21 protein-coding genes and 4 pseudogenes are annotated in these 26,496 nt (G+C 57.6%); 13 read left to right on the top strand and 12 right to left on the bottom strand.

Translation table 11 applies throughout. From position 1 onward, the window contains the following. Nucleotides 1-901 precede the first annotated feature (901 nt). Together AB4Z25_RS13385 and AB4Z25_RS13380 are read left to right on the top strand one after the other, a co-directional pair. Nucleotides 902-2,584 (top strand): adenylate/guanylate cyclase domain-containing protein, encoded by a 1,683-nt coding sequence (locus AB4Z25_RS13385; protein WP_442208204.1) that lies wholly within the window; start codon nt 902-904, stop codon nt 2,582-2,584. Nucleotides 2,585-3,147: 563 nt separating this feature from the next. Then, a pseudogene (locus AB4Z25_RS13380) lies at nt 3,148-3,330 on the top strand (6-pyruvoyl trahydropterin synthase family protein); the annotation flags it as partial. A gap of 42 nt (nt 3,331-3,372) precedes the next feature. Here the strand turns inward: AB4Z25_RS13380 and AB4Z25_RS13375 are convergent. From AB4Z25_RS13375 to AB4Z25_RS13355, 5 genes are all read right to left on the bottom strand, one after another. Next, the gene (locus AB4Z25_RS13375; protein WP_442208362.1) at nt 3,373-3,723 is read right to left on the bottom strand and encodes a hypothetical protein; all 351 of its coding nucleotides are present in this window, start codon (nt 3,721-3,723) and stop codon (nt 3,373-3,375) included. A gap of 66 nt (nt 3,724-3,789) precedes the next feature. Continuing rightward, a complete protein-coding gene (locus tag AB4Z25_RS13370) occupies nt 3,790-4,554 on the bottom strand; it encodes a glutamine amidotransferase (protein ID WP_112517472.1) in 765 nt (254 codons plus the stop codon). Between the two features lie 57 nt (nt 4,555-4,611). Further along, nucleotides 4,612-5,616, bottom strand: a complete 1,005-nt coding sequence (locus AB4Z25_RS13365) for a rhamnose ABC transporter substrate-binding protein (protein ID WP_442208203.1) — start codon at nt 5,614-5,616, stop codon at nt 4,612-4,614. A 54-nt stretch (nt 5,617-5,670) separates the two neighbouring features. Further along, a complete protein-coding gene (locus AB4Z25_RS13360) occupies nt 5,671-6,681 on the bottom strand; it encodes an ABC transporter permease (protein ID WP_442208202.1) in 1,011 nt (336 codons plus the stop codon). Beyond that, nucleotides 6,678-9,230: an ATP-binding cassette domain-containing protein gene (locus AB4Z25_RS13355; RefSeq protein WP_442208201.1), complete on the bottom strand. Its 2,553-nt coding sequence runs from the start codon at nt 9,228-9,230 to the stop codon at nt 6,678-6,680. The genes AB4Z25_RS13360 and AB4Z25_RS13355 overlap by 4 nt, the downstream gene beginning before the upstream one ends. 287 nt (nt 9,231-9,517) lie before the next feature. On the opposite strand from AB4Z25_RS13355, the gene AB4Z25_RS13350 reads away from it, so the two are divergent. The 3 genes from AB4Z25_RS13350 to AB4Z25_RS13340 all read left to right on the top strand — a co-directional run bounded on the left by AB4Z25_RS13350 (nt 9,518) and on the right by AB4Z25_RS13340 (nt 12,870). Further along, nucleotides 9,518-10,756: an ROK family protein gene (locus tag AB4Z25_RS13350; RefSeq protein ID WP_442208200.1), complete on the top strand. Its 1,239-nt coding sequence runs from the start codon at nt 9,518-9,520 to the stop codon at nt 10,754-10,756. Nucleotides 10,757-10,987: 231 nt separating this feature from the next. Next, complete coding sequence (locus AB4Z25_RS13345) at nt 10,988-12,016, top strand: endonuclease/exonuclease/phosphatase family protein (protein WP_442208199.1); 1,029 nt, start codon at nt 10,988-10,990, stop codon at nt 12,014-12,016. 545 nt (nt 12,017-12,561) lie between these two features. Then, complete coding sequence (locus AB4Z25_RS13340; protein WP_442208198.1) at nt 12,562-12,870, top strand: hypothetical protein; 309 nt, start codon at nt 12,562-12,564, stop codon at nt 12,868-12,870. Between the two features lie 127 nt (nt 12,871-12,997). Here AB4Z25_RS13340 and AB4Z25_RS13335 read toward each other — a convergent pair whose 3' ends face one another. Next, nucleotides 12,998-13,798: a transporter substrate-binding domain-containing protein gene (locus AB4Z25_RS13335; protein WP_442208197.1), complete on the bottom strand. Its 801-nt coding sequence runs from the start codon at nt 13,796-13,798 to the stop codon at nt 12,998-13,000. Nucleotides 13,799-14,032: 234 nt separating this feature from the next. On the opposite strand from AB4Z25_RS13335, the gene AB4Z25_RS13330 reads away from it, so the two are divergent. The 4 genes and pseudogenes from AB4Z25_RS13330 to AB4Z25_RS13315 all read left to right on the top strand — a co-directional run bounded on the left by AB4Z25_RS13330 (nt 14,033) and on the right by AB4Z25_RS13315 (nt 18,012). Further along, complete coding sequence (locus AB4Z25_RS13330; RefSeq protein ID WP_442208196.1) at nt 14,033-16,243, top strand: putative bifunctional diguanylate cyclase/phosphodiesterase; 2,211 nt, start codon at nt 14,033-14,035, stop codon at nt 16,241-16,243. Between the two features lie 260 nt (nt 16,244-16,503). Beyond that, the gene (locus AB4Z25_RS13325; RefSeq protein ID WP_442208195.1) at nt 16,504-16,977 is read left to right on the top strand and encodes a ProQ/FINO family protein; all 474 of its coding nucleotides are present in this window, start codon (nt 16,504-16,506) and stop codon (nt 16,975-16,977) included. Nucleotides 16,978-17,060: 83 nt separating this feature from the next. Then, a pseudogene (locus tag AB4Z25_RS13320) lies at nt 17,061-17,271 on the top strand (cold-shock protein); the annotation flags it as partial. 99 nt (nt 17,272-17,370) lie between these two features. After that, nucleotides 17,371-18,012, top strand: a complete 642-nt coding sequence (locus AB4Z25_RS13315; protein WP_442208346.1) for a L,D-transpeptidase — start codon at nt 17,371-17,373, stop codon at nt 18,010-18,012. An 87-nt stretch (nt 18,013-18,099) separates the two neighbouring features. Here the strand turns inward: AB4Z25_RS13315 and AB4Z25_RS13310 are convergent, their stop codons facing one another. Both AB4Z25_RS13310 and AB4Z25_RS13305 read right to left on the bottom strand, forming a co-directional pair. Beyond that, nucleotides 18,100-18,249 carry a DUF1127 domain-containing protein gene (locus AB4Z25_RS13310; RefSeq protein ID WP_442208194.1) on the bottom strand — a complete coding sequence of 50 codons (150 nt, stop codon included), beginning with the start codon at nt 18,247-18,249 and terminating at the stop codon, nt 18,100-18,102. Nucleotides 18,250-18,461: 212 nt separating this feature from the next. Further along, nucleotides 18,462-19,838 carry a dihydroxyacetone kinase subunit DhaK gene (locus AB4Z25_RS13305; protein WP_442208193.1) on the bottom strand — a complete coding sequence of 459 codons (1,377 nt, stop codon included), beginning with the start codon at nt 19,836-19,838 and terminating at the stop codon, nt 18,462-18,464. Between the two features lie 26 nt (nt 19,839-19,864). On the opposite strand from AB4Z25_RS13305, the pseudogene AB4Z25_RS13300 reads away from it, so the two are divergent. Further along, nucleotides 19,865-20,980: pseudogene (locus AB4Z25_RS13300) on the top strand (type IV secretory system conjugative DNA transfer family protein); the annotation flags it as partial. Between the two features lie 286 nt (nt 20,981-21,266). Here AB4Z25_RS13300 and AB4Z25_RS13295 read toward each other — a convergent pair. The 3 genes from AB4Z25_RS13295 to AB4Z25_RS13285 form a co-directional block, all read right to left on the bottom strand. Next, nucleotides 21,267-21,674 carry a hypothetical protein gene (locus AB4Z25_RS13295; RefSeq protein WP_442208192.1) on the bottom strand — a complete coding sequence of 136 codons (408 nt, stop codon included), beginning with the start codon at nt 21,672-21,674 and terminating at the stop codon, nt 21,267-21,269. 296 nt (nt 21,675-21,970) lie between these two features. Then, nucleotides 21,971-22,387, bottom strand: coding sequence for a hypothetical protein (locus AB4Z25_RS13290; RefSeq protein ID WP_442208191.1), 417 nt, complete (start codon nt 22,385-22,387; stop codon nt 21,971-21,973). A gap of 250 nt (nt 22,388-22,637) precedes the next feature. Then, nucleotides 22,638-22,781, bottom strand: coding sequence for a hypothetical protein (locus AB4Z25_RS13285; RefSeq protein ID WP_442208190.1), 144 nt, complete (start codon nt 22,779-22,781; stop codon nt 22,638-22,640). A gap of 333 nt (nt 22,782-23,114) precedes the next feature. On the opposite strand from AB4Z25_RS13285, the pseudogene AB4Z25_RS13280 reads away from it, so the two are divergent. After that, a pseudogene (locus AB4Z25_RS13280) lies at nt 23,115-23,600 on the top strand (hydrolase); the annotation flags it as partial. A gap of 186 nt (nt 23,601-23,786) precedes the next feature. Beyond that, nucleotides 23,787-24,482, top strand: coding sequence for a hypothetical protein (locus AB4Z25_RS13275; RefSeq protein WP_442208345.1), 696 nt, complete (start codon nt 23,787-23,789; stop codon nt 24,480-24,482). Between the two features lie 101 nt (nt 24,483-24,583). On the opposite strand, the gene AB4Z25_RS13270 is transcribed toward AB4Z25_RS13275, so the two are convergent. After that, nucleotides 24,584-24,937 (bottom strand): response regulator, encoded by a 354-nt coding sequence (locus tag AB4Z25_RS13270; RefSeq protein WP_442208189.1) that lies wholly within the window; start codon nt 24,935-24,937, stop codon nt 24,584-24,586. Nucleotides 24,938-25,257: 320 nt separating this feature from the next. Here AB4Z25_RS13270 and AB4Z25_RS13265 point away from each other — a divergent pair, with 320 nt between their 5' ends. After that, nucleotides 25,258-26,460 carry a GAF domain-containing sensor histidine kinase gene (locus tag AB4Z25_RS13265; RefSeq protein WP_442208188.1) on the top strand — a complete coding sequence of 401 codons (1,203 nt, stop codon included), beginning with the start codon at nt 25,258-25,260 and terminating at the stop codon, nt 26,458-26,460. The last annotated feature ends 36 nt before the right edge of the window (nt 26,461-26,496 follow it).

The raw sequence follows: 26,496 nt of genomic DNA, 5'->3' as shown, positions 1-26,496 counted from the left end.
TTGTCTTCGGAACCTACGGGTTCCGCGCGCCTCGCATGGACTTCCCCGGCGTCTGACCGGATAGCAACTGTGAGGCGCGGCCAGAATTCACGAAAGCTCCGGCAAGTCTGCCGTATCGATTTCTAAACCAGTTTCTCTGCCCCGATCCTCGACACGATCGATTCGTGAGAGAAGATCGGCGAAGGGATCGTGACCGGAATTTTCAGGTCCATACAACGATTGAAGCCGTCGGCGGAGATTTGCATCGCCGGCATGGAGGTCGAAACTCGGGCGTGCGCTGATATGATTGCGCTGAATCATGTGTCTCGCTTCAGTTGATGAGAATTTGAAACGCGTCAACCAGAGATCGGTTCCAGTCGCCGCTCATTTTCCCTCAGCGCCGTCAATCTCCGCAAAAATTACTGAGCCTTGCCAATAGAGTTGCTGCCAATTGAGTCTGATCTCCACGTTAGCCCGGAGTCCGCCGGTCCGCTCGACTGTCCTGATCCGATTCGACGCTTGGTAGCGAGCTATCGACGGCCGAGCCATCGGTCACGCTTTCGTTCAAGCTGTCAAGCCGAACCGTAACGAGCAAGGCCGTACAACCTATCCAGTCCGCCGAGAAGCAAATGGGCGGCCGGAAAGGATGGGTCGGAGGTATCGACCGCGTCAAGATGGATGCCGATCAAAGGATCTAGCTCCATTGCCGAGCCTTCATGTGGGTCCGCTCTAGCCTCTGGAGTCTAAGTCAATCTCCCCTAAAATCTCAGTTTCTTGTAATGTCTGATAGTCCGGTAGCTTGTACCTAGACAGGGAGCTACCAATCGGACTTAATTGTGCTGAAGGAAGAGCCCGACGCAATGAAAACCGTGCCCATCCTGGAAGGTCGCTCATGACCCCTGCTCCGACGTCGAGAAGATCCATGGCCATATTCGCCGCCGACGTCGTAGGCTACTCACGCATGATGTCCGACGATGAAGACGGCGCGCTTGCGAGCGTCAGGTTACTGCATACCGAAGTCCTTAGCCCGCGCATCGCATCAGGCGGCGGAAGTACGATCAAGCTCATGGGTGACGGACTGCTCGCAACGTTTGATGATGCAGGTTCCGCAGTCTCGATCGCTTTGCAGATCCAGCATCTGATCGCGAGTGGGGCAACGCCTCCCGGGATGAAGCCGTTGAAAGTCCGCATAGGCGTCAACTTTGCAGACGTGATGACAGTTGACGACGACGTCTTCGGAGATGGTGTTAACATCGCTGCTCGTCTGGAAGCCGGGGCCATATCTGGGGGAATCTGCATTTCGCATTCGGCCTATTTGGAATCTCCGGCAGACCTGCGCGAGCAGTTCGTCGACGGTGGAGCAATCCAGCTCAAGAATATCCCTAATCCTGTTCGGGTCTGGCACTGGCCGAAAGCGCCGGACCGAGAGCGCTCACTTCGCAGCGTCGTGGCGATCCTGCCCTTCCGGCGCGCGAGCGCCGACACTGAAGAACTCCTAGTCGATGGTTTCACCGAAGATGTCATATCCGGGCTTGCAAGATTCAGAAGTCTTTCTGTGATTGCCGCATCGTCCGCATTTGCCGTTCGCGACGAGCCTCAGGATCTGAAGAATCTTGGGCGCAAACTCGGTGCCAACTATCTGGTTTCCGGAGACATCCGTCGGATCGGCACCGAGCTAGCCGTATCCGTGCGCATCGTCCAATCCGATACCGAACGGCTGGTTTGGTCGGAAAAGTACCGCCAAACGGCTGACGACGTATTCGCCATCCAGGACGACATCGTGAGGATGATCATCGCCAGCCTCGTCGGCCAAATCGAAAGTGCCGACTATCGAGAATCCGCCCGGCGGCCTCCCGATAATCTCGCGGCCTATGAGTTCTATCTGCGTGGCCTTGTGCACCTGAGAGGGTATGAGCCCGACGACAATGAAAAGGCAGTGGAGATGTTCGAAGCGGCGGTTATTGGTGACAGTGGTTTTGCGCTGGCGCATGCTTATCTTGCGCTTGCTCGTATTGCCGTTGGCGGGTACGCGAATGCTCCGGCCGACGTACTTCACGACAGCGTCGCCCTGGCGAGACACGCTGTAAAACTGGATGAGGGAGAGTCCGGCGCCCACCGAGTCCTGGGGCTTGCCCATCTGTACCTGAAGGACTTCGAGAACTCAGAACGTGAATTCCGTCTGGCCTGCAAACTCAATCCTAGTGATGCGAGCGCGCTGGTGCAGCTCGGCGGATTGCTCGCGCGCCGCAATCGTATCGAGGAGGCCTTGCCTTGGGTCCAGGAAGGTATGCGTCTCAACCCTTACCCTCCGCATTGGTATCATGCGGTACTCGGCAATCTTTTGTATTTCAAAAATGATTATCTCGGCGCGATGTCCGCGCTACACCAACTGCCCAATCCTGGAAAGTATACGAAAGCCAGGATCTTGGCCTGCCTCTCAATGGCGGGTCGGGTAGACGAAGCGTCTTCGTATGCGGCAGGCTTGATCGAAGAGTATCCGGACCTGACAATAAGCGAGTTTCTGAGCCGAGGCCTGGTCGTGGAGACGCCCGAGCAAATTCAGCATTTTCGGCGCGGCTTGGAGGGGACAGGGTTGCCGGGCTGATTTTCGCAATCAGTAGCGAAGCAGTGTCTTTCCGGGAAACTCTGGCAGATTGATTAAACACTAGATCATAAAATCTCGTGATATCAACCCCTTGAGATCGAACTAACTGAACGTCAGCGGCAGTTGCAGTCGCTAGGGCTTGCCTGTCACTCACCCTGAACCGGTCTTCGCAGGGGATCCCGTCACTGCCGCCTGTCGAACAATAGGTTTCACTCAATTGATCTCGGGTTGCTCCGGCGATCGACAAACCGCCAATTGAAGGCATGACTACACTCCTGTGATGAACCGATATCGATGGACGCGGGAGCCGCAGGCCTTAGCTAAGTCAATAACCTCGCCAAGTTGGTGTGTCATGATCACCTGTGTCAGGTTTTGTGTCGCGAAGACCCTCTAACTAATTGATTCTCTGTGCACGCTGATGTCAAATCCCGTGACGCGCGACACTGTGGCACCTGTGTCGAGCGGCGCGTCATCTCGCCGGGCACATCGACCCTATTGAACAAGAAGGGCCCGAACTTCTGGTCCGAAGCGGTCAGGCGTTACTCCGTGGAAGAGGTGCGCTGGTGCACCGGATCACCAAGGAGTTCCATTTCTCGGCGTCGCATCAGCTGTGCCACCTGCCCGCTGATCACCATTGTGCCAGGCTCCATGGGCACAGTTACATCGTGGTTGTAGAGCTTGCGGCTGCCGACCTCGACGCCGACGGCTTTGTCCGGGACTTCAGCGACCTCTCGGTCTTGGAGCACCTGACACACCCTATTCAGGAAAAGTGGCTCTCACTCGGGCATTTAGCCGGCCGGCCGCAGCCTCGATTTGATCTGTGCATTCGAGGACTGTATCGAAAGCGCGCGCCAGTCCCCACGAGCGCCCTCGCGCTCGCGAATATGCGCAATGTACTGAGCCCGCGCCTCCCGCATCGTGATGTGACCGGCGGCCCACTCCTCAACGAGTTCGGCAAATTTCGGATCGCTGTCAACTGCTATGCCCATGCTGGCAGCCCTCGCCAATGCTTTGGCGGCTGCGGCGCGCCGATGTTCAATCATGTTCGGATCCAAGATTCGCTGAAGCCGGAAGATGCCAGAAGTGATCGCCTCTTGCAGTAGCAGGATGGCAACACCCGCGATGGTGCTCGACCGCATTGGAAACGGCCAGACAGTGGCGATACTAGATCAAACCACTGCCCTGGCGTTTATGAAAGCGCCCCGTCAGATCTGGCGGACAAGCCATCTGACCATGTTCGCCATCAGCACGTCATACCCGTCCCATTCCATAAACTCTGTCGATAGCCAATGAGGACCGATATCGCTCATCCACGCCAGTGATCGGCCTTTGCCAAAGTCCCGGACAGCCAAAAGAGGCAGCCCTTCTCCGCGCCGGTCACAATGAACAAGGGTCGTTGAACCATCTTGCGGGCGTTCTGCCACCCTGTTCATGCCCAAAAGGTAGGGTATCGGCGTTGTGATGCCACGCAGGATTGGGTGGTCTGGCTCCGTGATGCGGGGATCCAAACCCTCAGGCGCCTCGAGGCCATCCGGTCCGGCATAGATCTTGACGGGAAGCGCATCGTCCACTGCCGTATCATGAAACAGAGCTAGTCCGTCGATGCCCTGAAAACTGCAATAGCCTCCCGCCATCATCAACGACCCGCCCTCCAGAACCCACTGGCGCAGCAGCTCGAGGCGATTGACCGAGCGGCGGCCTTTCCTGGTCTCCGGCGTATAGAGCAACGAGAGCGCCCCGACGTCCGAAAGTACGACGGCTGCGTATTCCGAAAGCTGTTCTTTTGTCGTGGGGAACTCGCTTTCGCACCGCTCTCCACCGATCTGGGTCACGTCAAACCCATGTCGTGTCAGGGCTTCGATCCAGCGAAGTCCTCCATTGGAAAAGCGAGCTGACGCGCTGACCTCATAGCCTTTCGACGCAAATGAGGTCACCTGGAAAGTCTCGCCAGCGAGAAGGACCGGCTTCATTTCGTTCTCCGATTTTTGTTGGAGGTGGAGCGCTGGTAGCGCTCCACCGGTCAGAATTCAGAACTTGAATTCATCGACGTTCTTCGGGGTGACGATCTCGGCTGGCCCAAGAAGCACTTCGCCCTTCGCACCGACCTTGTAGGACCCCAGGCGTCCGGCCTCGAAGCTCTCGCCCTCCTTGCCCGTCACCTTGCAAGACGCCACCGCCTGCGCTGCGTAATAGGTCAGGTAGCCGAGATCCTTGACGTTCCACCAGATGTCCTGGACCGATCCGTTCTGGATGTATTTCTTGATGAGCGTCGCCGGTGCCAATCCCGTCAGCTTGACCTTGCCAAGTAGGCCCGCCTGATCCATGGCGCGTGCGGCTGCGGGCAGGCCTATGCCAGCGGGAATGATGATACCTTTCAGGTTGGGAAAGGCCTGTGCAAGCGCCAGCGCCTGTTGCTGGTTGACCTGCTCGCTTTCCTGGCCGTAGGCGACCTGGACCAGCTTCATCTTCTCGTATTTCTTGTCGCCCGCCATGCGCTTCTTCATGAAGTCGATCCAGGCGTTCTGGTTGGTTGCTGTCGGCGTCGATGACAGGATTGCAAACTCTCCGTCGTAGTTGATCATCTGACCCATCGATTCCAGCATCATCTCAGCCAGGCTGTCGCCGGCGGCCTGGTTCAGGAAGAGTGTTCTTGCTGCCTGCGAAACGTCTGAATCGTATGAGACGACCTTGACGCCCTGCTTTTCGGCGCGGCGCAATGCGGGTGCGACCGCATTCGCGTCATTGGCAGAGATTGCGATCACACCAACCTTCTGGGAAACCAGATTATTGATGAAATCGATCTGGGCTTCAGCGGTCGCTTGCGACGGCGCCTGCTTGACCGCCTTGCCACCGATCTCCTTGGCCGCCTCTTCGGCACCGGTCTGGGCGACCTGGAAATAGGGATCTGTATCGAGCTTCGGCAGGAACCCGACGGTCACTGGCTCCTTGGCGCATTCGGCGGCCTGCGCTGCGGCAAACGGCGCAACCAGGCACGACGCAACAAGAAGCGATCGAATAAGTTGGGATGTCATGCTGTTTCCTCCTCCAATGGATCCGGTACGATGTGGACAGGCCAGTCCCGGAAACTACTTGCCTGGTTTGATGTCGAACTTGCGAAGTCTGGCTCTTGCAAAGACGCGTTCGGCCGCGTTGCTGGCGACGAGCGACAGGATCAGAAGCAGGCCGATGACAGTTCCCTGTGCATCCCCGCCGATCTGCAGAAGGCCGAGCACGTTTCTGATGGTGGCAACCAATAAGAGCGCCCACAGCACGCCCGTCAGTTTGCCCCGCCCGCCAAAGACACTGATGCCTCCGAGCAGTGCGATGGTGATCACATCGAGCTCGATGCCGAGCGCGTTGTTTGCCCGCGCATTGGCCAGGCGTGCCGTGTAGACCATGCCGGCTGCGGCACAGACGACGCCTGATGTCACAAAAAGACCGAAGACCAACCGTGCGAGGCGAATGCCGGAGTAACGGGCCGCATCCGGGCTGCCGCCGACCGCATAGATGCGTCGTCCAAGCGGCATTTTTTGCAGGATCACGGCAAAGATCGGGGCAAGGATCAGGAATGGGACGATCGTTTCCGGGATCGGCGAGTTGCCAAGCGTGTCTATTCCGAAATCAAGGAAGCTATCCGGAAATTCGTTGATCGATCGTGACCCCAGGAGAATATAGCCGATGCCTCGAAAGAGAGCCATCGTGCCAAGGGTCACCACCAGCGATGGCAGCCCGAGCGCCGTCACCAGAATGCCGTTGAAAGCCCCGCAGAGCCCGCCGGCAATCAGTGTCAACGGAATTGCAAAAACGAGAGGCATGCCTGATTGGACCAGAAGGCCGAACAGAACGCTTGTCAGCGCCAGGATGCTTCCGACGGACAGATCGATTTCGCGCGCAATGATCAAAAGTACCATTGGCAAGACGATGAGGGCGCGTTCGGAAATGCCAGCAATCGCTTGCGAAATATTGAATTCGGACGCGAAATTGTCGACACCTGCTACGGCATAGACAACGACGATCACCGTCAGTACTGCGAGGAAATTATCCCAGTTTGCAAAGCGGCTGATAAAGTCAGGTCCCTGCGTGCGGTTCTCGCTCATTGCCCAACCCCCTGATGTTTCCCGGTTGCCCGGCGTGCCACATAGGCGTCGATGCCGATGGCAATCAGGATGACAAGACCGTAGACACCCTGAAGCCAAAGCGGATCGACACGCACCAGCGTCAATCCATTGTTGATGACCAGAAGCATCAAGGCTCCTGCAGCCACGCCCAGGACCGTGCCCGAGCCGCCGCGAACGGCAACCCCGCCAACGACAACGGCGGCAATGACCGTCAGCTCAAATCCATATGCGACGCGCGCATCGACAGTGGCATAGCGCGATGCCCAGAGCGCGCCATCGAAACCGGAAAGCAGACCTGACATGCAAAAGGCAAGCAGCACACGTGATCGCGCCGGAATGCCGATCAGTTTCGCACCATCCGGGTTGGATCCAATCGCGTAGAACTCACGCCCGATCGAGGTCGATCTCAGGAAATAGCCGACTGCACCAAGGGTCAGGACGGCGATGATGAGAACAGCCGGAATGCCGAGGATTTCGGTTGCCGTCATGTCGAGCCATGACTGCGGCACCTGGTCTGCACTGACCTGCGTGCCGGCTGCCCATAGACTGTTAATACCCCTGAAGATGGACATCGTCCCAAGGGTGACGACGATTGCAGGAACCCGTCCGTAGGTGACGATCAGCCCGTTCAACAGCCCTGCCGCCAGGCCGATCGCGCATGCCAGCAAGACGCCGCCAAAAACACCGATCTCTGGATGGGCATGAAGCGTCGAGGCCGCGCCATAGGCAGCCAGACCGATGATCGCCGCGACCGAAAGGTCAATGCTGCGGGTCACGATCACAAGCATCTGCGCCAGTGCCACGATCATCAGCAGGCCGGCATCCATGGCAAGTGCGGAAAGATTGGCTCCGCTCAGCATTCGCACGTTCAGGATCGAGACCGGTAGGACAACGGCTGCAATAGCCGCCAGAAGGCCAAGCTCGCGGTGCGCAAGCATGCTCTTTGCGGACGAAGGCTCGCGATGGTCCGGCTGTGAGGTGCTGCCTTGAGACGGACGCGCAACGACGCCACCATCGACCTTGCTGACGACAGCGTCAGTTGCGGCGGCGATAATCTTTTCTTGGCTCGCGTCCTGCCTGGAAAACTCGGCCGTGATGGCACCTTCCCTGAGGACCACGATCCTGTCCGACATTCCAAGGAGTTCGGGAAGTTCCGAAGATATCAGGATGATCGCCATGCCCTGGCTGGCAAGATCTGCTATCATGGCGTGGACGTCTGCCTTCGTCTGGACGTCGATACCCTGGGTCGGCTCGTCGAGAATGAGCAGGCGCGGCTTGGTCGCCAGCCATTTGGATAGCACCACCTTCTGCTGGTTACCGCCAGACAGGGCGCTGACCGGCTGATCGTAGGAGCTGAACCTGAGTCGCAGGCGCGAAAGAAATGGCTCGGCGATCCCGATCTCCTTTCGCCGGGATATCAGGCGTGTCGAGGTGGTTTCGTCCAGAACCGTCAGCGTCGCATTGGTCAGGATCGGGAAATCCATGACCAGGCTTTGACCGATCCGGTCCTCGGAGACATAGGCAATCCCGTGTTCCATCGCATCCTTCGGCGAGGAAAACTGCCTCGGATGTCCGTCGATCTGGATTGATCCTGCGCTCGGCTGGTCGATACCGAAGAGAACACGGGCGATTTCGGTCCGGCCGCTGCCGACAAGGCCGCCAAGACCCAGGATTTCGCCTGCCCGGACATCGAACGTCGCGCCACGAAATGCGCCATCCCTGGCAAGATCCTTGATGCTGATGACGACTGCGCCCGGCGCCTTTGCGTGGTGAGGGTAAAGACCATCGAGCGACCGGCCGACCATCATCTGTACGGCCCGCTCGCGCGACAAGTCCGATGCCGGTTCTGTACCGACATGCTTGCCGTCGCGCAAAACGGCGATCCTGTCGGCGATCCGGTAGATCTCGTCCATGCGATGGCCAACAAACATCATGGCGACGCCGCGCGCTCGCAAGCTGTCGACCACGGAAAACAGCCGCTCGACTTCCCTTTGCGACAGCGCTGCCGTCGGCTCGTCCATGATCAGCACCGACGCGTCGAGAGATAGCGCTCTGGCAATTTCGACCAGTTGCTGTTCCGATGTCCTGAGGCTGGACAGAGGGCCCGTCACATCGACGTTGAGACCAACGATTGCCAGCAGCCGGCGGGCGTCTGCCTCAATCTGCCGGCGATTGAGCCTCAAGCGAAGTCCGGTCTGCCCGATGAACAGGTTCTCGGCGATGCTGAGATCAGGAAACAATCCGGGATGCTGGTGCATCACCGCGATGCCGGCTTTCTGCGCCTCCAGCGGCGAAGAGAATGCCTGGGGCTCTCCCCGCATCAGAACGCGGCCATGGTCAGGATGATGGACGCCAGCCAGAAGTTTGACGCAAGTGCTTTTGCCTGCACCGTTCTCGCCCAGAAGCGCCAGCACTTCGCCGGCGCGCAGCTTGATCGAAACGTTGGAGACGGCTGCCGTTCCCCCGAAAACCTTGGTTACGTTTTCGAGTGATGCGACAACCGTCCCAGCGGCTTGGGAAGCAGTCATGTTTGCCACGTCAAGCATTGCCGCCGGCCAGTCCGTTCAGACCATGGAATGGATAGCGATCATGCATCTCGTGGCGTCTCCTCTCAGCCGTCAAAAGAAGTCCCAACTCCCACTGGGAATAATTAAAGCAATTTACTATAATTGTAATGCGAACACGTCAAGGGGCAATCTGTCGGAGGTCACCCGCGCGGGCTAACGGTCAAGGCCTTGTGCAAATCAAGGGTGGCGGATAGGGCTTCTTCGATAAAGCAGACTGCATTTTTTGAAACATCGATACTGGTGGGAACATGGCGGGCAAAGGCAGCAACTCTGTACAGTTACGGCACTACAACGAGCGTGTTGTTCTGGACGCGGTGCGCCGCTTCGGCCAGGCTTCCAAGGCAGAAATTGCCCGCTTTGCCCATCTGACACCTCCTGCTGTCGCCGGCATCGTCGATGCGCTGGTTCTTGGTGGCTATCTCGTGGAAAACGGGAGGCGCTACGGCGGCAAAGGGCAGCCATCTGCCATGTACGCTTTGGCAAGCGATGGTGCCTATTCAATCGGCTTTCACATCGGCAGGCGGTCGATGGATGCCATCCTGATCGATTTTGCCGGCAAAAGCGTAGCCTATGAGACACATGACTACGACCATCCGGATCCGGACACGGTCAAGCGGCTGGCAGCCAGTGCAGTCAACAGGTTCAAGAAGCAGCTGGGGCCGCAACCAAGCTTCCGCCTCACGGGTATCGGCGTCTCGGCGCCATATTTCATCGGTGGCTGGGATGAAGAACTTGGCTTTCCAGGCGACGTTCAGCTGGCCTGGCGCCAGTTTGACCTGAAGGCGCATTTCGTCGAAACCTATGCACTGCCCGTGATGATCGAGAACGATGCGTCGGCGGCGGCCGTCGCCGAACTCGTCTTCGGGCTCGGAAAGCAGTTCACCGACTTCCTGCATATCTCGCTTAGCACCTTCGTCGGAGCCGGGCTCGTTCTTGACGGTACGCTGCAGACCGGGCCGAACGGCAACACTGCTGCTTTTGGGCCATTTCCGGTAACCCATTCAAACCTGAGTTCCGTTCCAAAGCCCGCTGGTAGGTTTGAGGTGCTCCTCCACCGCGCTTCAATCTACACGCTGATCCATCACCTGAAGACCAATGGCATCGACATCAGCCGCGTCCGTGATCTGGAGCCGATGCCGGCACACGCTCGAAGGTTCGTCGAAGAATGGCAGGACGACTGTGCCGACGCGCTTGCCCAGGCCATCATCGGCAGTATCGCCGTTGTCGATGTCGAAGCCATTGTGATTGACGGGTTACTCCCCTCACCTCTCCTTCTTGACACGGTCAATCGCGTGCGAGGCTGTTTCACCCAGATGCTCCCCCCCGGGCTCATTGCGCCGAAGATTACAGCCGGCAATCTCGGTGCGCGTGGCTCGGCGCTCGGTGCCAGCATCATGCCAATCTATGCCCAATTCGGGCCGGATACCGGGGTGCTGATGAAAAAGGGCCTCGACAAGAAACCGCTGATGATCGGATCGCCGTCATGATGGTCGCAACGGCTTGGTACGAAGACTGCGCCGCGCAGGCGATCCGTCTTCGAGCCGAGAAGACCTGACGAGGTTTGGCGTCAGTGCCTGCGCCCAACGACCTCTTCCATGGCGCCGTCGCGATGACGCCTGCTCCCAGCTTTTTCCTTTACACCACATGTGAGACAGTCAGTTACTTCCTACCGCCTTTCGGATAGCTGATGGGCACGTTCTCAAACCCATGGGACTTGAATGCGCAAGGCACTGACAGTCACGGTACTCGCGTCCGCCATCTTATACGCAGGCATGGTGATTGCCGTCGTTGCGTTTTCCGATCAGTTCTGGCTCCTCGATCTGCTGACATTTGCGTGGCAATATGTCGTGGTGGCAGGACTGGTGCTTCTCGTTGCCGCGTCTTTAACGAGAGCAAAGCCCGCGGTTGCGATAACTCTTTCAGCTCTCCTGATATCGATCTACCCCTATGCTGCTGTCCCGGTCGCCCAAACGGCCGCTCGATGCAGTTTTCGTGTTCTGACGGCCAACCTTTTCATCGAAAATACAAACGGTCCGGATCAGTTTCTCGAGTTCATAAGAAACGAACAACCGGACCTTCTGGTGCTGCAGGAGACGCTGGACACTTGGCAGGACCCAATCCGAAATCTTGGCCTTTTTCCATATGAAACGACCCGGGACCTTATGACCTATGACCGGGTAAAGGTGTTTTCGAGGTTTCCGATCCTGCGTGAGAGCATGGTATCGGACCCCGCGATTGATGAGCAGTTCCATAAGCACCCGGTGCGCCTCGAGCTCGGTGGCTGGAACCGCCCTCTCGTCCTTTACGCGATCCATCCGGACACACCGCGATCTCTTCAGCAATGGCGTGAGCGGAATCTCCATCTGGAAACATTGACAAGCAGCGTTAGATCAGACCTTTCTGCTTCCGACGTCGTCGTCGCAGGCGACTGGAACACACCACGCGCCTCCGGTTTCTACAGGGATGTCCTGAAGAAGACGGGCCTTGGTGTTGCAGGTGACGGTGATCCTTGGATAACAAGCCGCTTCAGCGTGAAACTGTATCCTTATTTCTACCTCGGTTCGACGATCGACCATGTCGCGGTTTCCGCTGCGTTAGCCGTCAGTGATCGACGGACGGGTCCAATGTATGGATCAAACCATCTTCCGGTCATTGCCGATATTGGACGTTCGGCGCCGGATGACGCGCAAGATCCGCGTCCCGACGGGGCGACAGATCGATCATCAGCCTGCGCATCGGCGCGCTAAGGAAAAAGGCGCTAATGGAAGCCCGGGTGAGGATTTTCTGCAATTCAACTGCCCTGACATCATCGCCACACGCGCAAGCGGGCACATGGACCAGGGAACAACATCTGTGACGCATTTTCGGGCCGTGGCCGTTGCACACCTGGCCCGGCTCAAGTATCCGCGTTTGATTTGCAGGATCTGCGGAGCGACTGCCGGGATTGTGCTAAAAATAGCGCCAGTGGAGATGGCGCTAAGGTGATGCTCGGGAGTGAGCACAAGGGAACTGAGCATCGAAGAGGTTGTCCCTCCGCTCAACCATAGCGATATTTTGCCTTGATCAAAGGCTAAGCCCGAAAGCGCATATTTCTCCGAGCCTTGCGCCACGCTTTCCAGTCGCCGTCGGTCGACATCAGCGTATCCACCAGCGGAGGACTTGGCGCGGGGTGTTTCCACCAGCTGGTTTGTCTTGGAAGCGGCGCTCAGCGCAGCGTGGCCACAGTCGCATTCGTGCTGCAGGTCCGGAACCCATCTGGAGACCCGTCGTTATCATCGAAAGGAGATCTTTGATGACCAAGAGAACCATGACAATCGCCGGAATACCTGACAATGCGCCAGCCAGGGAGCAGCCAAGGATTGAGCCTCTTGTCGGAAGCACCGAAACGTCCGAAACCAAAACGGATATTCAGGCTCCACGCCCGCCCGGAGAAATCGACGCGCCTGTAGAGCACGCTAACGAAACCTTCCCTGACGATCACCCGAGCCTTGAAGCACTGCGGGAGGCGTCACGCCAACATACCGACGCCTTTGTCGTCGCAACCGATCTTGAGGATGCTGATCAGCGCGAAGCTGCGCCGGGGACACGCGAGCAACCCTAGTTGACGGCCATATATCTGCCGCATAAAAGTCCGGGGCTGCAGGGGCGGCCAGGCTGAGGCTATTCCCCGGCGCGAATCCACCATTGACAACGTAGCGGTGTTGGGCAGTCCAAATCGCGGATCGCGTCTACCTGATGCTGAAAGGAAAATACTTCGCATTGATTGTGTCGTAGACATCGCTCGCCTGGATTTTCTCAAGGGCGCCATTCAGCTTTCCAAGCAAATCCTTATCATCGGGACGCACCGCTATCCCCGCACCGTCGCCGAAATACTCAGCATTCTTGATGTCCTCGCCCTTGAACTCGCAGCAGCTTCCTGCCTTGGTGTTGGTCAGCCAGTCATAAACCGCAAGCTTGTCTTCAAAGATGATATCAACACTTCCTTCAGCCAGTTCCTTGTAAAGGTCGGGCGAGGCCTGAACCACGGCCGTCGATACATTGCCATAGTATTTCTTTGCGTATGCCTCCTGCGCCGTTGATGCAGTGACGCCAAGCCTCTTGTCTTTCAGGTCGTCCGGCGACGTACCTGCGATATCGGAGCCTTTGCGCACGATGAACACCGAGGGACTGTCATAATATTTTGCCGAGAACGCCACTTTCTCACGTCTCTCGGCGCTCATGGACATTGACGAAACGATGGCGTCATACTTGTTTGCGAGCAGGTTGGGGATCATGCCGGTCCACTCCTGGATGACGAATTCGCATTTGAGCGCGGCCGCCTCACAGAGGGCTTTGGCGACATCGACGTCAAAGCCCTGGAGCTGGTTCTCGGAATCTAGGTAGTTGAACGGTGGAAAGCCGCCTTCGACCGCCACGCGGACGGTATCGTGTTCGGCTGCCAGCAACGGAAACGGCGCCCCTGCAGCCATGGCCATCACCGAACCCAACACCAGCATCCGTCGCCTAATGAGCATCTTCATTTCTCGCATGTTGCGACCCCACCGTTCGTTGCCCCTATCAGGCTGTTTGATGATGCCAATCAAACCATCAAAGGTTTAAGATGCTTACCCTTTCCAAGCACTAAATTTGCGGATCCTTGACAAGCTTTTCGTAATGAATGCGCGCCAGAATTGAAGGCGCCCCGGGAGAGAAGCGCTTTGTCTGCATATGATCTGCCTCAACGTCTTGCCCAGAAAGCTGCCCGCTCTTCTGGAGCCACACTTGTGCTGCTCGCGATCAGCGGTGTTGCCATTCTCGGCCTCGTGTTCGTCGCGGCACTTTGGGCGGGGAAAGAAAGTGACGCTGCGGCGTTGGACCATCAGCGCAAACTCGTCAACGGCCGCCTTCAGGACCAGGTGGACCGGGTTTCGAAAGACATGCGCTTGATGGCTGCAGGCTTCTCGTCACTCCTGTCGGGAAATGCGGTGGCCGCGGATGGCGGATACGACAGTAGCACCGCCGAAGCTTTCGCCACGGTCGCAAAGACCGTGTTTGGTTACAACGGCACTTATCTGGTCACATCGACCGGCGATCTTGCGCTGGAGGCCGACGCCGAAACCGCCCGCCGGTACAAATGGATCCGCCCGCTCCTGTTGCCGATGATAAAGCAATCCGATCTCGAGGGCCCTGGGCAGAGCGAGACTAACCCAGAGCGGATCCATGTTGCGCTGATGAAACTGGAGGGGCGGCCGTCTATTTCGGGCGTCGCGAAAGTGACAGGGTCAATCGAATCCAATGGCGTCAAGATAACACCAGTGCAGCCCTTGTATCTCGCTGCTTTCCGCTTTCTCGATGGGGCCACTCTTGATGCGCTCAGCCGTGAGCAAGGCCTTGCCGGCGCCCGGTACGCGCGGACCGCAGACGCTGATGCAAACGAGGTCGCCTTCCAGATCGAGGCAACTGCTACGAACGAACCCATCGGTTTTATCATATGGACGCCGGATCTTCCCGGCTCACGCGTCGTTGCCCGTCTCGTGCCCCTCCTCTCGATCGCAGGACTGTTGATCGGCGGTCTGTTCTTCGCTCTGATGGGACGCCTGAGAAAAAGTCTGAAGGAACTCGGCCGCAGCGAGGACCATGCTCGTCATCTATCCTATCATGACGTGTTGACGGGATTGCCCAACAGAGCGCTCTTTGCGGAGCGCTTTCAGCATTGTCTCGGCACCCTGGATGCTTCTGCCGGCGACGCCATCGTGGCACTCATTGACCTGGATCGCTTTAAAGAGGTTAACGACACCTACGGACACCCGGCTGGAGACGAGCTTCTCCGCAGCGTTGTGATCCGGCTGAGCCGTCTGTTCGGAGAACGGGATATGCTTGCCAGGATGGGCGGCGACGAATTCGCCTTGCTCCTGCCCCCTGGGAGCGCAGCGGCGCGAGCGCTCCCGGAATTATGGGACGAGGTCGTCTCCGAGCTCGCCAAGCCATTCAACCTGCGCAACGGCGACATCGTTGTCAGGATTGGCGGCTCGATTGGTGCTGTTATTGTCAACGACCGGACCTTAGCCCGCAGCGAATACCTTCGCCGCGCTGACGTGGCGCTTTACGAGGCCAAAAGCCATGGAAGGGGTCGGTGTGTCGAGTATCACGAATTTCTCGATACTCGAAATGTCGAAAAGGACAACCTGACTCGGGATCTTCGTCTTCTTCTGGGCTCCGCCAGCGATTCCATCACCCAAGAACATAAGGGCGAACTGGAAGTATTCTTCCAATCGGTCCACCTGGCTTCCGAAGAAATGCCGCTGTCGGGTGCAGAGGCTTTGGTACGGTGGAGGCATCCGCATCTAGGGTTGCTCACGCCCGACATGTTTATTCCGATTGCCGAGGAGGCCGGTCTTATCGATCAACTCGGGGAATGGGTGTTGAGAACTGCCGCGCTCAGAGCGGCATCATGGCCTATGGGCATCACGCTGGCCGTCAACGTTTCGCCCTCCCAAGTCCGGCGCCGCGGATTTGGCGACCGCGTTCTTTCGATTATCAAGGAGGCTGGCCTCAGCCCCTCGCGTCTCGAACTCGAACTCACCGAGGCTGCGCTTTTCAATCTGGACCACGGCGCTCAGGAGACGCTTGCGATCCTTCGGGCGCATGGAATTCGCATTGCCTTGGATGATTTCGGAACCGGCTTCTCCTCCCTTAGCCATCTAATCCAATTCAATATCGACAGGATCAAGATCGATCGCTCATTTGTCAACTTGCTTGGAAGCCAGGCCGAGGGAGCTGCCATCATTTCGTCGATCATCGGATTGAGCAGAACGCTCGGAAAAACCACTACAGCTGAAGGTATCGAAACCCAAGGGCAACGCGACTTCCTGATCGCGGCCGGTTGTACCGATCTGCAAGGCTTCTATTTTTCCCGCCCGATGGCGGGCGTAGATTTTGACCGGATCATTGCCAGAAACGAAGATGGCAATACCAGGGCCGCAAATACCGGGTGATCCTTCCGAGCACTGTGTTTCCCGGCACCGTACCCGCTAAACGCGCAAGCCAAGCTGTCAGTAATCATATACTCCAGTCGACCGTTCGTAATTCTGAGCGCCAGGCCTTCGTTCCGTTTAGCAACCCTACTCTTGCGATTCAAATCACATATTCCATCTTCTCGATCAGCTGACCTCGTGACAGGCTGGCCGGCCACTTGCCTTGTGACCGTTTCGCATTTTAATGACTGCAACAGTAACCCATATGAAAACAATCGCAGATGATGATGAGCGACGCGGAGTTGACGATGGAGAAATCGCAGAGGAAAGACACAGGTCCCATTCTCGCGACCGAGCTTGAGGTCAGGCGGGCCGAAGCCATCATCGAGATGCTCGTACGCACCATCGATATTCTGCCGTCGGAACCCGGCGACCCTGTCCGGCCATTCGCAATTGGTCTTTTCGACGAGATCAGGGGCTTGCTCAAGCCCGACAGGACCGTATCGAAGCTTCGGCGCGTCACCTCTGGCTATGTTCACTCGAAACGATACTACCTTGCCTGCGCTCGGCCGAACGCTGAGCGTTTCGATCTGGCAGGTGTTGCCGTCGGCAACGTGAGTGAGGCAGACCGGGAAAGTGCGCTGCAGAGCCTTGTTGCTTTGCAGTCAGCCCATGCAAAGCCTACCACCGCGCCAACGCAAGAGGACAGGGCCTCCAGAATTCGTGGGGGTCTCCTGCCACGAAAGTGGGAGTAGCCCACATCGCGCGCCAACGCGTAATCCGCCCGCCGATTTCCAACGACAACGCCGTTTCCGGCGGCCATCACTTGGACAGAGGTTTGGGATGTCGGCAAGGCTCTGAGTCTACCGGACAACATCATCAAAGCCTTGGCTTCGGCTTCTTAACGCCTGATAGCGGAGGTGCGGACATCGTGATTCACATCTCGGCACTTCAGGTTTCAGGCATCCAGTCGCTTCGGGAAGGCCAGAAGGTATCTTTCGACACCGAACCGGATAAAAGGCAAGGGACCGAAGGCTATGAACTCGAGCTTGAGACCGCAGAAACCTGGAAACCGGCAGTCTTGTCTGGCGGTCATAGTGCCGCCACAGAGTTCGGTGCAATCATCTGGTAAACATCGGGTGGTGCGAATGAGACTGCTGGCCTTCCTATTCTCGTTTTTCGTGCTAACAGCGGCTCACGCTAAGGCCCAGGTCTATGCGTCATACGATGGCTATGATGAATACAGCGGCTATAGCTACGACGATCCATACAGTCCCTATCCACCGCCTCCCTATTACGAGGACGAACCGCAGTATCAAGAGCCCGAGTTTCGGGAGCCGCACTATCGTCTACCAGACAGGGAGCGTCGCCAGCCTTTCCTACGTGCCGCGAGGGGAACCATCACCATCTCAACACGCCAGCACGTGCTTTCCTACACGACCTCGCAGGGACAGAAGTTCGTCTATCCGATCGCTGTAGGCCGCGAGGGCAAACAATGGTTCGGAACGACGAGGGTCGTTTCCAAGCGCCAACACCCCGAATGGCGTCCGACCGCCAGCATGCGTGCGAAGAACCCCAGGCTCCCGGCAGTGGTGAAGGCCGGGCCACAAAACCCGCTGGGTACACGCGCCATCTACCTTGCCGACGGTCTACTCCGAATTCATGGCACCAACGACCCCTCGTCTATCGGTACCAATGCCTCAAGTGGATGTTTCCGCATGTACCGGCAGGATGTCGAGGAGCTTTACGAGATGGTGCAACCTGGGACGCAGGTCATCGTGGGGAGATGATCCGTGGGCCGTAGCCGACCGTGAGTGCGCCACAAACGAAAAAGCGCCCACCGAATACCGGCAGGCGCTCGGGAACTGGTTGTGCGTTTACCGGCTAGAGGAAGCGGCACGGGCGATGTTGCGGATGTCGCCGCGATCAATGCCGAGATCGTGAAGTTCGCGATTGGTCATACGGCCCAGCTCGGAGACCGTCTGACGATACTTGCGCCAATTGTTCAGAGTGCGTGCTACGTTCATGATTATCCCCTTTCGTGGGCTTTCGAAACACAGCTGCCGGTGCTTGGCGCTTCGTTTGTTTCGATGACCTTTATGTAATGGAGTGACGGCTGATTTTGCAGCGCTAAGGCGCGATCCCAGCTATGCAGAGAACACATGACCTGACTAAAAAGTCATCAAGCCGCCACGTGATTGGCTAAACCATCGCTGAAGCCTCGCTGCCACTGCCGGAGTTAGCTTCGATCTGCGTCCCGCATGACCGGTCCGGATACAGCACGCAGCCAGATAACCACAGCCACCGCACCTGCATCAGGGTTCCCGATCGCACGCTCACCGAGATAGCTTGCCCTTCCTAGTTTAGGATGCATGGAACTGGTTAACCTCATACCTTCGGCTCCGGCGTCAACAGCGGAACGCCATGCAATATCGGCAGGGATGCCGGCTGCGACTTGGGTTGTGAACGTGCGAGCCATCGGGTGCAAGGCATCGACCATCGTACGATCGCCCGGCTTTGCTCCACCGAGATCCATAATCGCTTGGACCGCGTCCGAGAATGCGTCAGCGATGTCGAAGGCCGTCGGATCGGCAATGCCCTGAAGCCGGCGTGCAGCGCGCATCAACGCGGTGGCATAAAACGGCCCCGAGCTACCAGCGATGGCCTTCCTGATACGATCGGCGGCATCACTGAGGGCCGTACTGGCGGTGGAGAAGGAGCCGTTCGGAATGGCGCGCAATGCATCGGCGCCGCGGCGCATACTTGCTCCCAGGTCGCCATCACCGGAAACCCCGTCCAGCCGCGCAAGCTCGGGTTCCGCGCCGGTCAAAGCGTCCGCTATCCGGGCAAAGATTTCGCGTAGATGACCGGCGGCCTTGTTACCGATCGAGCCAGTTTCGGAGACAGTCGCCGGGCTGAACCTATCCCCAGTCGCAGTCACTGCAGGGTTCCTGTTGACCTTTCCGCCACCCGGCCAAGCAAGTGTGTCAACCGGATGATCGAGTAAGGCGAGGTCATCGCCAGAGACCGGCAGGACCGAGATCGAAAAGCCGGGCATGTCGAGGGCTGAGAGGAAGGTGCCAGCCCAGGCGCGGACAACATTGACACCTTCAGCTCGAAGCTTCGCCATTCCTGCCCGTGCCAGGATGGCGAGCTCCAGTGGCGGTGTCGATCCAAGACCGTTGATCAAGATCACTGCATCGTCACCCGACTTAGTCCTGCCGTCTGCCAGTATGGCATCAACGACGATAGCCACGAGCTCATCGGCGGGAGCAATATCCATTCTGCGAACTCCGGGCTCGCCATGAATGCCGAGGCCAACTTCAATTTCGTTCTCGCCAAGCACAAAGCCCGGCTTGCCGACGGAGGGAAGCGTGCATGACCCGAGCGAAATTCCCATTGACGAAACGCGAGTTGCCGCAGAGTTCGCCACCGCCACAACCTCTGCAAGCGGCAAGCCAATGGCTGCCGCCGCGCCCGCGATCTTGTGAACCAGGACAGTGCCGGCGATTCCCCGTCGGCGGTCCTCGGTCACGGTGTCACGAAGAGCGACGTCATCTGCCACGACGATGATCTCGACCGGAATACCACTTGCTCGGGCCATTTCCGCGGCCATTCCGAAATTAAGCCTGTCACCTGTGTAGCTTCAATGCCTACATCTCACTCAACGAACGCGCTGCGCGCTCGGCGCTCCTCGATATCCAGAAGGCGCTGGCTCCGTTCCGCAACGAGCGCGTGGTCGCGGCCACCAGTATCACCGACATCGACATCGCCTCTCTGCAGCGGCGACCGGTCACAATCTATCTCGCACCCAACATCACCGATATGACCATCCTTCGACCACTGCTGACACTCTTCGTTCAGCAGATCATGGATCTCCTGACCCGCGAACATAATCCGGCTGCCGTGCCCGTCTACTTTCTTCTCGACGAATTCCGGCAGTTGAAACGAATGGACGAGATTCTCAACAAACTGCCCTATGTCGCGGGCTACAATATCAAGTTAGCCTTCATCATTCAGGACCTGAAGAATATCGACGAAATCTACGGTGAAACCGCGCGGCACTCGCTGCTCGGCAATTGCGGCCTTCAACTCATCCTCGGCGCCAACGACCAGGCAACTGCGGATTATACCTCTCGTGCACTTGGGAAGCGGACGATCCGCTATCAGTCAGAATCGAGGACGGTCGAGTTGATGGGGCTTCCGCGCCGCACCAAGGTCGAGCAGATTCGCGAGCGCGACCTGATGATGCCGCAGGAGATCAGACAAATGCCGGAGGAGAACGCGATCCTGCTGGTCGAAGGTCAACGGCCAATCCAGACCAAAAAGATCCGCTACTACAAGGTCGAACCGTTCAAAACCGCTGCTGCTGCTCCGTATCGCATGGTCGAAATTCCTGAGGTCGAACTCACAGCGATGCCGATGGTGCCGGCCGTGCTGCAGGACGACGGACAGTCCCCGACTGAAAACCTTGAAAAGCCTGAACTCCCACAAGCAACCGACAAAGAAGCGTCTCCTTCGATAACGCCGAGATGGAGCGGCACTGCTGATCAGATTTCGAACGGCAGCATCCCGATGCAACAGGCGCCTGAAAAACTCGTGACAGCAGAGCTGCGTCTCATGAAGACGGCACAAAAATTGAAGGCCGCGGTCGAAAGAGTAGTCGATGACAATCCCAATCTGTCGCCAAAGCAGCGCAAGAGCATAGACGACATCCTTGCAAACACAGTCCCTGATCTGGAGGAGATTGGCACCTAGCAACAGCACGCAGCCTAGTACGGAACCTGCGCTGGCTCGCCGCTGGCACCATCATGCGTGAGAGCGCCGATTGCGCTACACCTTGGGAACGCTGCCGTTAGCTGTCTTGCGCCATAGGTTTGTCCCGTTAACGGTAAAAAAGGCACGCGGAAAGTCTGGCATCAGCTCTTTTACTTGAGTTCGACAAGACATCCCGCATCACGTCGGGCCTCCTGCCTAGCCGGTCGTCAGCGTAGCTCTGCATCAATCTGTTGAGCCAGGAGTGATTGAGACGAGACGTGACCCCTTATCTGCCATCGAAGCGCGAGAGCATGTCTCTCAATTGGTCGTTCTGTGTTTCCAGTTTTTCGGCAAGTGTGGCCCTGAGCTGTTTGATATCATCATCCAAGCTGAACGCTGCGGTGACATATTCCCCACGCTCGTCACGTGGCGGCGGCTCAACCAGTTTGGCTGGGGCTTTGGCCCCTGCGGACTTCAAGGAGACCCGAGAGGCCTTGGCCGCTTTCTTCTTAAATCGAAGATCGTAGGTAGGTCGAGTATTGCTGATCGTTAGCGCATCCTCGAAAACTTGATGCGCATCTCCGGGCTCTTGCGCTATCTCGGTGTGCGTCAGCTGTTCAGTCACCGCAGAGTTTTCGGAGGATACGTGGTGGGCCGAGACCCTGACGACAACGCGCTCATGCTCGCGTACCATTGCATCTGCAACCGGGGCGGCCTGTGTGGTCCTCACCTCGTCAGAGGCAACGCTCGACGAGGCCTCTTCGCGAGGGGGAATTGCCGGCTCATGAGCTGGTTTTGCAGCTTGAGCCGGGGGCTTAGACCTAAATTTCGAGATAATGTTCCATGGCGACATAGACGTTCCCTCTCGCTTGACGCGCCAATATACGCGGCGCAGAGACCGGATCGGAAAGTCCGATCGGGCGAACGATTCTCTACATGGAGTTTAACCGATGGCGGATGCGAAGCAAACCATCCGCCATCGACAGGTGATCACTTCAGTCCAAGACGGCTGCGAAGATCAGCGTTCTCACCGCGAAGCTTTTCTGCCAGCGATTTGCGGAGGCGCTGATTTTCTTCCTCGAGCTGGAGAAGTTCCGCGAAGTCGTCTGCCAGAGGAGATGTGGCCGCTGTTGGCTTCGCAGAACGGTTTGGCCCGCGTTTGCCTGTCGTTGGGCTTGCTGCTGCGCGCTTACCGCGGGTCGCTGTGGCGCTGGCAGCTGCCGGCGATGCGGCAACTTCGCTTCGCTTGGGACGACCACCACGGTTTTTCTTAACGGGCTCCGCAACCGTTGCAGCGGCCTTGGCATCCACCTTTTTGGCACGCGGTGCACGTTTTTTCTTTGCCGGGGCTTCCGGCGCTACAGCGGCTGCGTCTGGAGCGATGCTTGGATTGTTTTCGTCGGCCATTGGCGTGTCTCCTTGTTTGGCAGTCTCGTTGTCGTTTGTAGATTCGAGGCTGTCAATATCGCATGCGATACTTCAGCATTCGAGCATCATGCCTAATGGAGTTTGCAATTGTCTTGATGGCACTTTGGCGATCTCACATCGGCACCGGATGTCGGGTGACAATGTTGAGTGCGATGACACAGGACACTACGCCGCCTCACGCAGACCATACGAACCTCAGTGGAACTGGCCCGCAAAGTAAAGCCCTGGCTTAGGCTATCCGCCTCCGCTCGGCCTCCGCTTTGATAGCGGCGTCCTTTGCCATTTTGATAAGGTAGACGACAAACGGTTGATCGCTGAGTTCAGCGAGTTTTTTGGCTGCTTCCAGATGATCAATCAGATGAACCTGCGACATATAAACCTCCGTTGCAAAGCGCATATTCAGCATTGCTAATGAAACTTAACCAAGGCTTACTATGCGAGGTTTGGTCCGGCACCGTACAACTACAGAGGCTGTGGGTAACGTCTGCACTGCTAGGACCGGCGGCCGCTCTGACGGCCCTACTTTGATGCAACGACCGCGGATGAAGATACATTCGAACTGCAAACATCTTTGTGCGCGCAAACCTGTTGGCGTAACGGCTCGTGCGCTACCTAGATACTGCGGTCTGTTTTCCAGCGCGCTTGCTGCGTCAGAACCAACATGGGCTGCTGTCGACGTCCGAACTCAGAGCGCCAAATAGTGCGGATGATGTTTTTCGCCGGCGACACACATTTCGGCGATCCGCGTGTCCTCCGTCTGGATCGAGGGCCTCTCTCCAACAAGGAGGAACACGACGCAGCGCACATCCGGAACTGGAATGAGAGGGTCGGGTCCGCCGAGGCCTGGCATCTTGGAGACGTCGTGTCGGCGAAGGCCCGCAGTTTGCAACTAACTCCTAAGGAAGTTCAACGGCAGCAAGCACCTGACCGTCGGCAACAACGATCCTGAGACGACGCCGCAGTCGCGAGAAGGGGATAGCGCGCAACACTATGCCGAGCTCCAGCAGGGCGGTCACCACCTGATCCTTTGCCACTATGCTTTCCGGACATGGAAGCAGATCGGAAAGCAGTCTATAGATCTGCTCGGCCACTCACATGGGCGGTTGAAGCCCCTTCCCCGCCAATCGACGTCGGAGTTGGCGCACAAGGGCTGCGTCCAGTCACCCTCGATGTGATCCTTCGGAGAAGTCGGTGGCCGACGAGGAGTGAGATATCGTTGAGGACGATTAGCACGCGAGACGTCGGAGGACGAAAGCTGCCGGCGACCATTTTTACAGGCTATGGCGCCATTACGGCGAGTTATCGTCTGGCTCCGGTTGAAGACGGAACATTCAACGCGCGTGCTCGTTCGCTCCTAACCAAAAGAGGAGGAGCATTCATGACCAACGTTTACAACGAAAGCGCGCCCGTATATGCGGGTGACCTGGCCAAAAGTACTTTGACTGCATTCTTTGACAGCCGGAGCAACGCCGAGACTGCCATCGAAAAGCTGAGGTCGGCAGGCGTTGCCGACGTCCGTCTAATGCCGGGCTACGAGGCTGACGGCGAAAACGTTGCAAGCGAAAGGGAAGGTTCCGGGTTCTGGGCCGGGCTGGCCGACTGGTTCTTTCCCGACAATGACCGCGACGTCTATGCCGAGGGCCTTCGTCGCGGCGGCTTTCTCGTCTCCGCTTCAGTCGACGACAGCAACTACGTCACGGCCCACGACATACTTGACGACGAGGGATCGATCGACATGGACGAGCGGGCCGACCTGTGGCGCGCCGAAGGCTGGTCGGCCGGCGGATATAACCAGCAGGCTGTAGCGTCCAAGGAGGACGTGTTCCAGGCCGATGCGACCGCAGGCAGCGCGACCGGCATCGGCCGATACAGCAGGAGTTCCAAAGCGACTTCGCCAAGGGTTCGCGGATATGATCTGGCTGAAGACATTTCGAGCGACGTTGTCGACGACGTTATCCCGACCGGCCACCAACGCGACGTGTCAGAGGGCGACCGCAATGCTAACGAACGGATGTCGCAGAGCCAGTCGATCGACGACTTACGGCAGAGCCAGAGCCTGCCAGGCAGTCGCTGACGCCGAAGACTTTCGAAGCCGCGCACGGTCAGCGCGGCCTCGTATCACTGTATCTGTAAGTGCGTTCGATTTCCGCTGCCTTTGATGCCAGCGAGCGGCGGCTATGCGGCGAGCCCGATCAAGGTTTGAGCCAACTCCTTCCGATTGTATGGCTTTGTGAAGAAAATTCCGCGCTCCGGCATCTGGTGGAGGAGCGGTTTCGTCATCGCTGATACAACAAGTATCTCAATCGGCGGATATCGTTCACGTACGGCCTTTGCGAACACGAGGCCATTCATTGAGCCGCGGATGTCGATATCCGTCCAAATTATTCGAATACCAGGCTCCGCTTCCAATAGCCGAAGAGCGTCGTCGGCGTTGTTTGCTTCGAAAACCTCGAAACCAATATCTTCGACAAGGTCCAGCGCCATCATCAAAAGAAGCGGCTCGTCTTCAACGACTAATACTTGGATCACCGGATCCTCCCCATTAAGTAGTGCGAACTGCCAGCCCGCAAGGGAGTTCCATAGCTTAATGACTATAATCGAAGGATGGCATTATCGAACCTGAGGTCGCTGTCTGCGGCGTTCCGCGAGCTTGAAGCTCTGGGCCGCTCAACATCCACGTACGATGCGACGGTTTTGCTTGCCACTGGATGAAAGTAGACCGTTGCTGCCGAACAAGCCTCAGGTCGTCTCAAATTCAGTGAAACCCGCGCAGAAACCCTGCACACGAGCGCTTTCAAAAGTGTTGGGGAACACCATATTCGCAGTATTATTAGTGTTGGGGCGGGCAGGTGAACGAAAACTTCCAAAAGGACATCGATAAAGTCCAGCGAATTTCCGCGGTTCCATCGATACTCGATGTCGTTTGCCGATCGACCGGAATGGGGTTTGCTGCCGTAGCCCGCGTGACGGAAGAGCGATGGATCGCATGTCAGGTCTTGGACAATGCCGATTTCGGGTTGCCGGCGGGTGGTGAGCTGAAGGTGGAGACCACTCTCTGTCATGAGATCCGGCAGCATCATGAAGTCGTCGCCATCGACGATGTGGCTGAAGACCCGATCTACAGTGACCACCACACACCGCGGATCTACGGCCTCCAAAGCTACATCTCGGTGCCGATCATCCTTCCCGACGGAACTTTCTTCGGCACTCTGTGCGCTATCCACTCCAAGACAGCGAAGGTCAACAACCCCGAGACAATAGGTACCTTTAAGCTGTTCGCAGAACTGATCGCCTACCATCTTGACGCCAGTGACAGGCTAGATGCCGCACAAATTGATCTTGACCACGAAAGAAAGCAGTCCGAGCTGCGGGAACAATTCATCGCCGTGCTCGGCCACGATCTTCGCAACCCGATCGCCGGCGTGGACGCCGGGATCAATCGGCTTCTACGTCATGGCTGGACCGATAAGTCGCCACAACTCTTACGCATGATGAAGGCAAGCCTGGTGCGCATGGCGGGACTGGTAGACAATGTCATGGACCTGGCGCGCGCGAGGCTCGGCGGCGGGATCAATCTTGACTTCGATCCCGACCGAACCATTGAGGACACGATCGAGCACGTCGTTCAAGAGTTCAAAATCGCGCATCCCGAAAGAGAGATCGAGGTGTCGGTGGAAATCGAAGCTCCGCTGCGGATCGACCATGCGCGAATAGGACAGATGTTCTCCAATCTCCTTGGAAACGCCCTAACGCACGGTGCGCCAGACCATCCCGTGCGGGTGAAGGCAATCACCACGGATGACAAATTCGAGTTAAGCGTCGAAAATCGTGGCGAGCCAATTCCGCAGCAATCTCTCAATAAGCTTTTCCAACCTTTTGAAAGAGCAGAGGGTTCGAAGGGCCAGGGGTTGGGGTTGGGCCTCTTTATTGCTTCAGAAATTGCCCGCGCCCACGGAGGGACGCTGGGGGTTCTGTCCGACGAGAAGATGACTCGCTTCAGCTTCTCCATGCCCAACGAGTTTGATCTCGTTGCAAGATCGGCTCCGAAATGAGCGCCGTTGGACACCAGGGCATTGCTGGCACCGTTC

It is taken from the genome of Rhizobium sp. RAF36, assembly GCF_052114105.1.
Classification (GTDB): Bacteria; Pseudomonadota; Alphaproteobacteria; order Rhizobiales; family Rhizobiaceae; genus Rhizobium.
The sequence above is the reverse complement of the archived record's forward strand: the minus strand, read 5'-3'. Positions and strand labels throughout refer to the sequence as shown.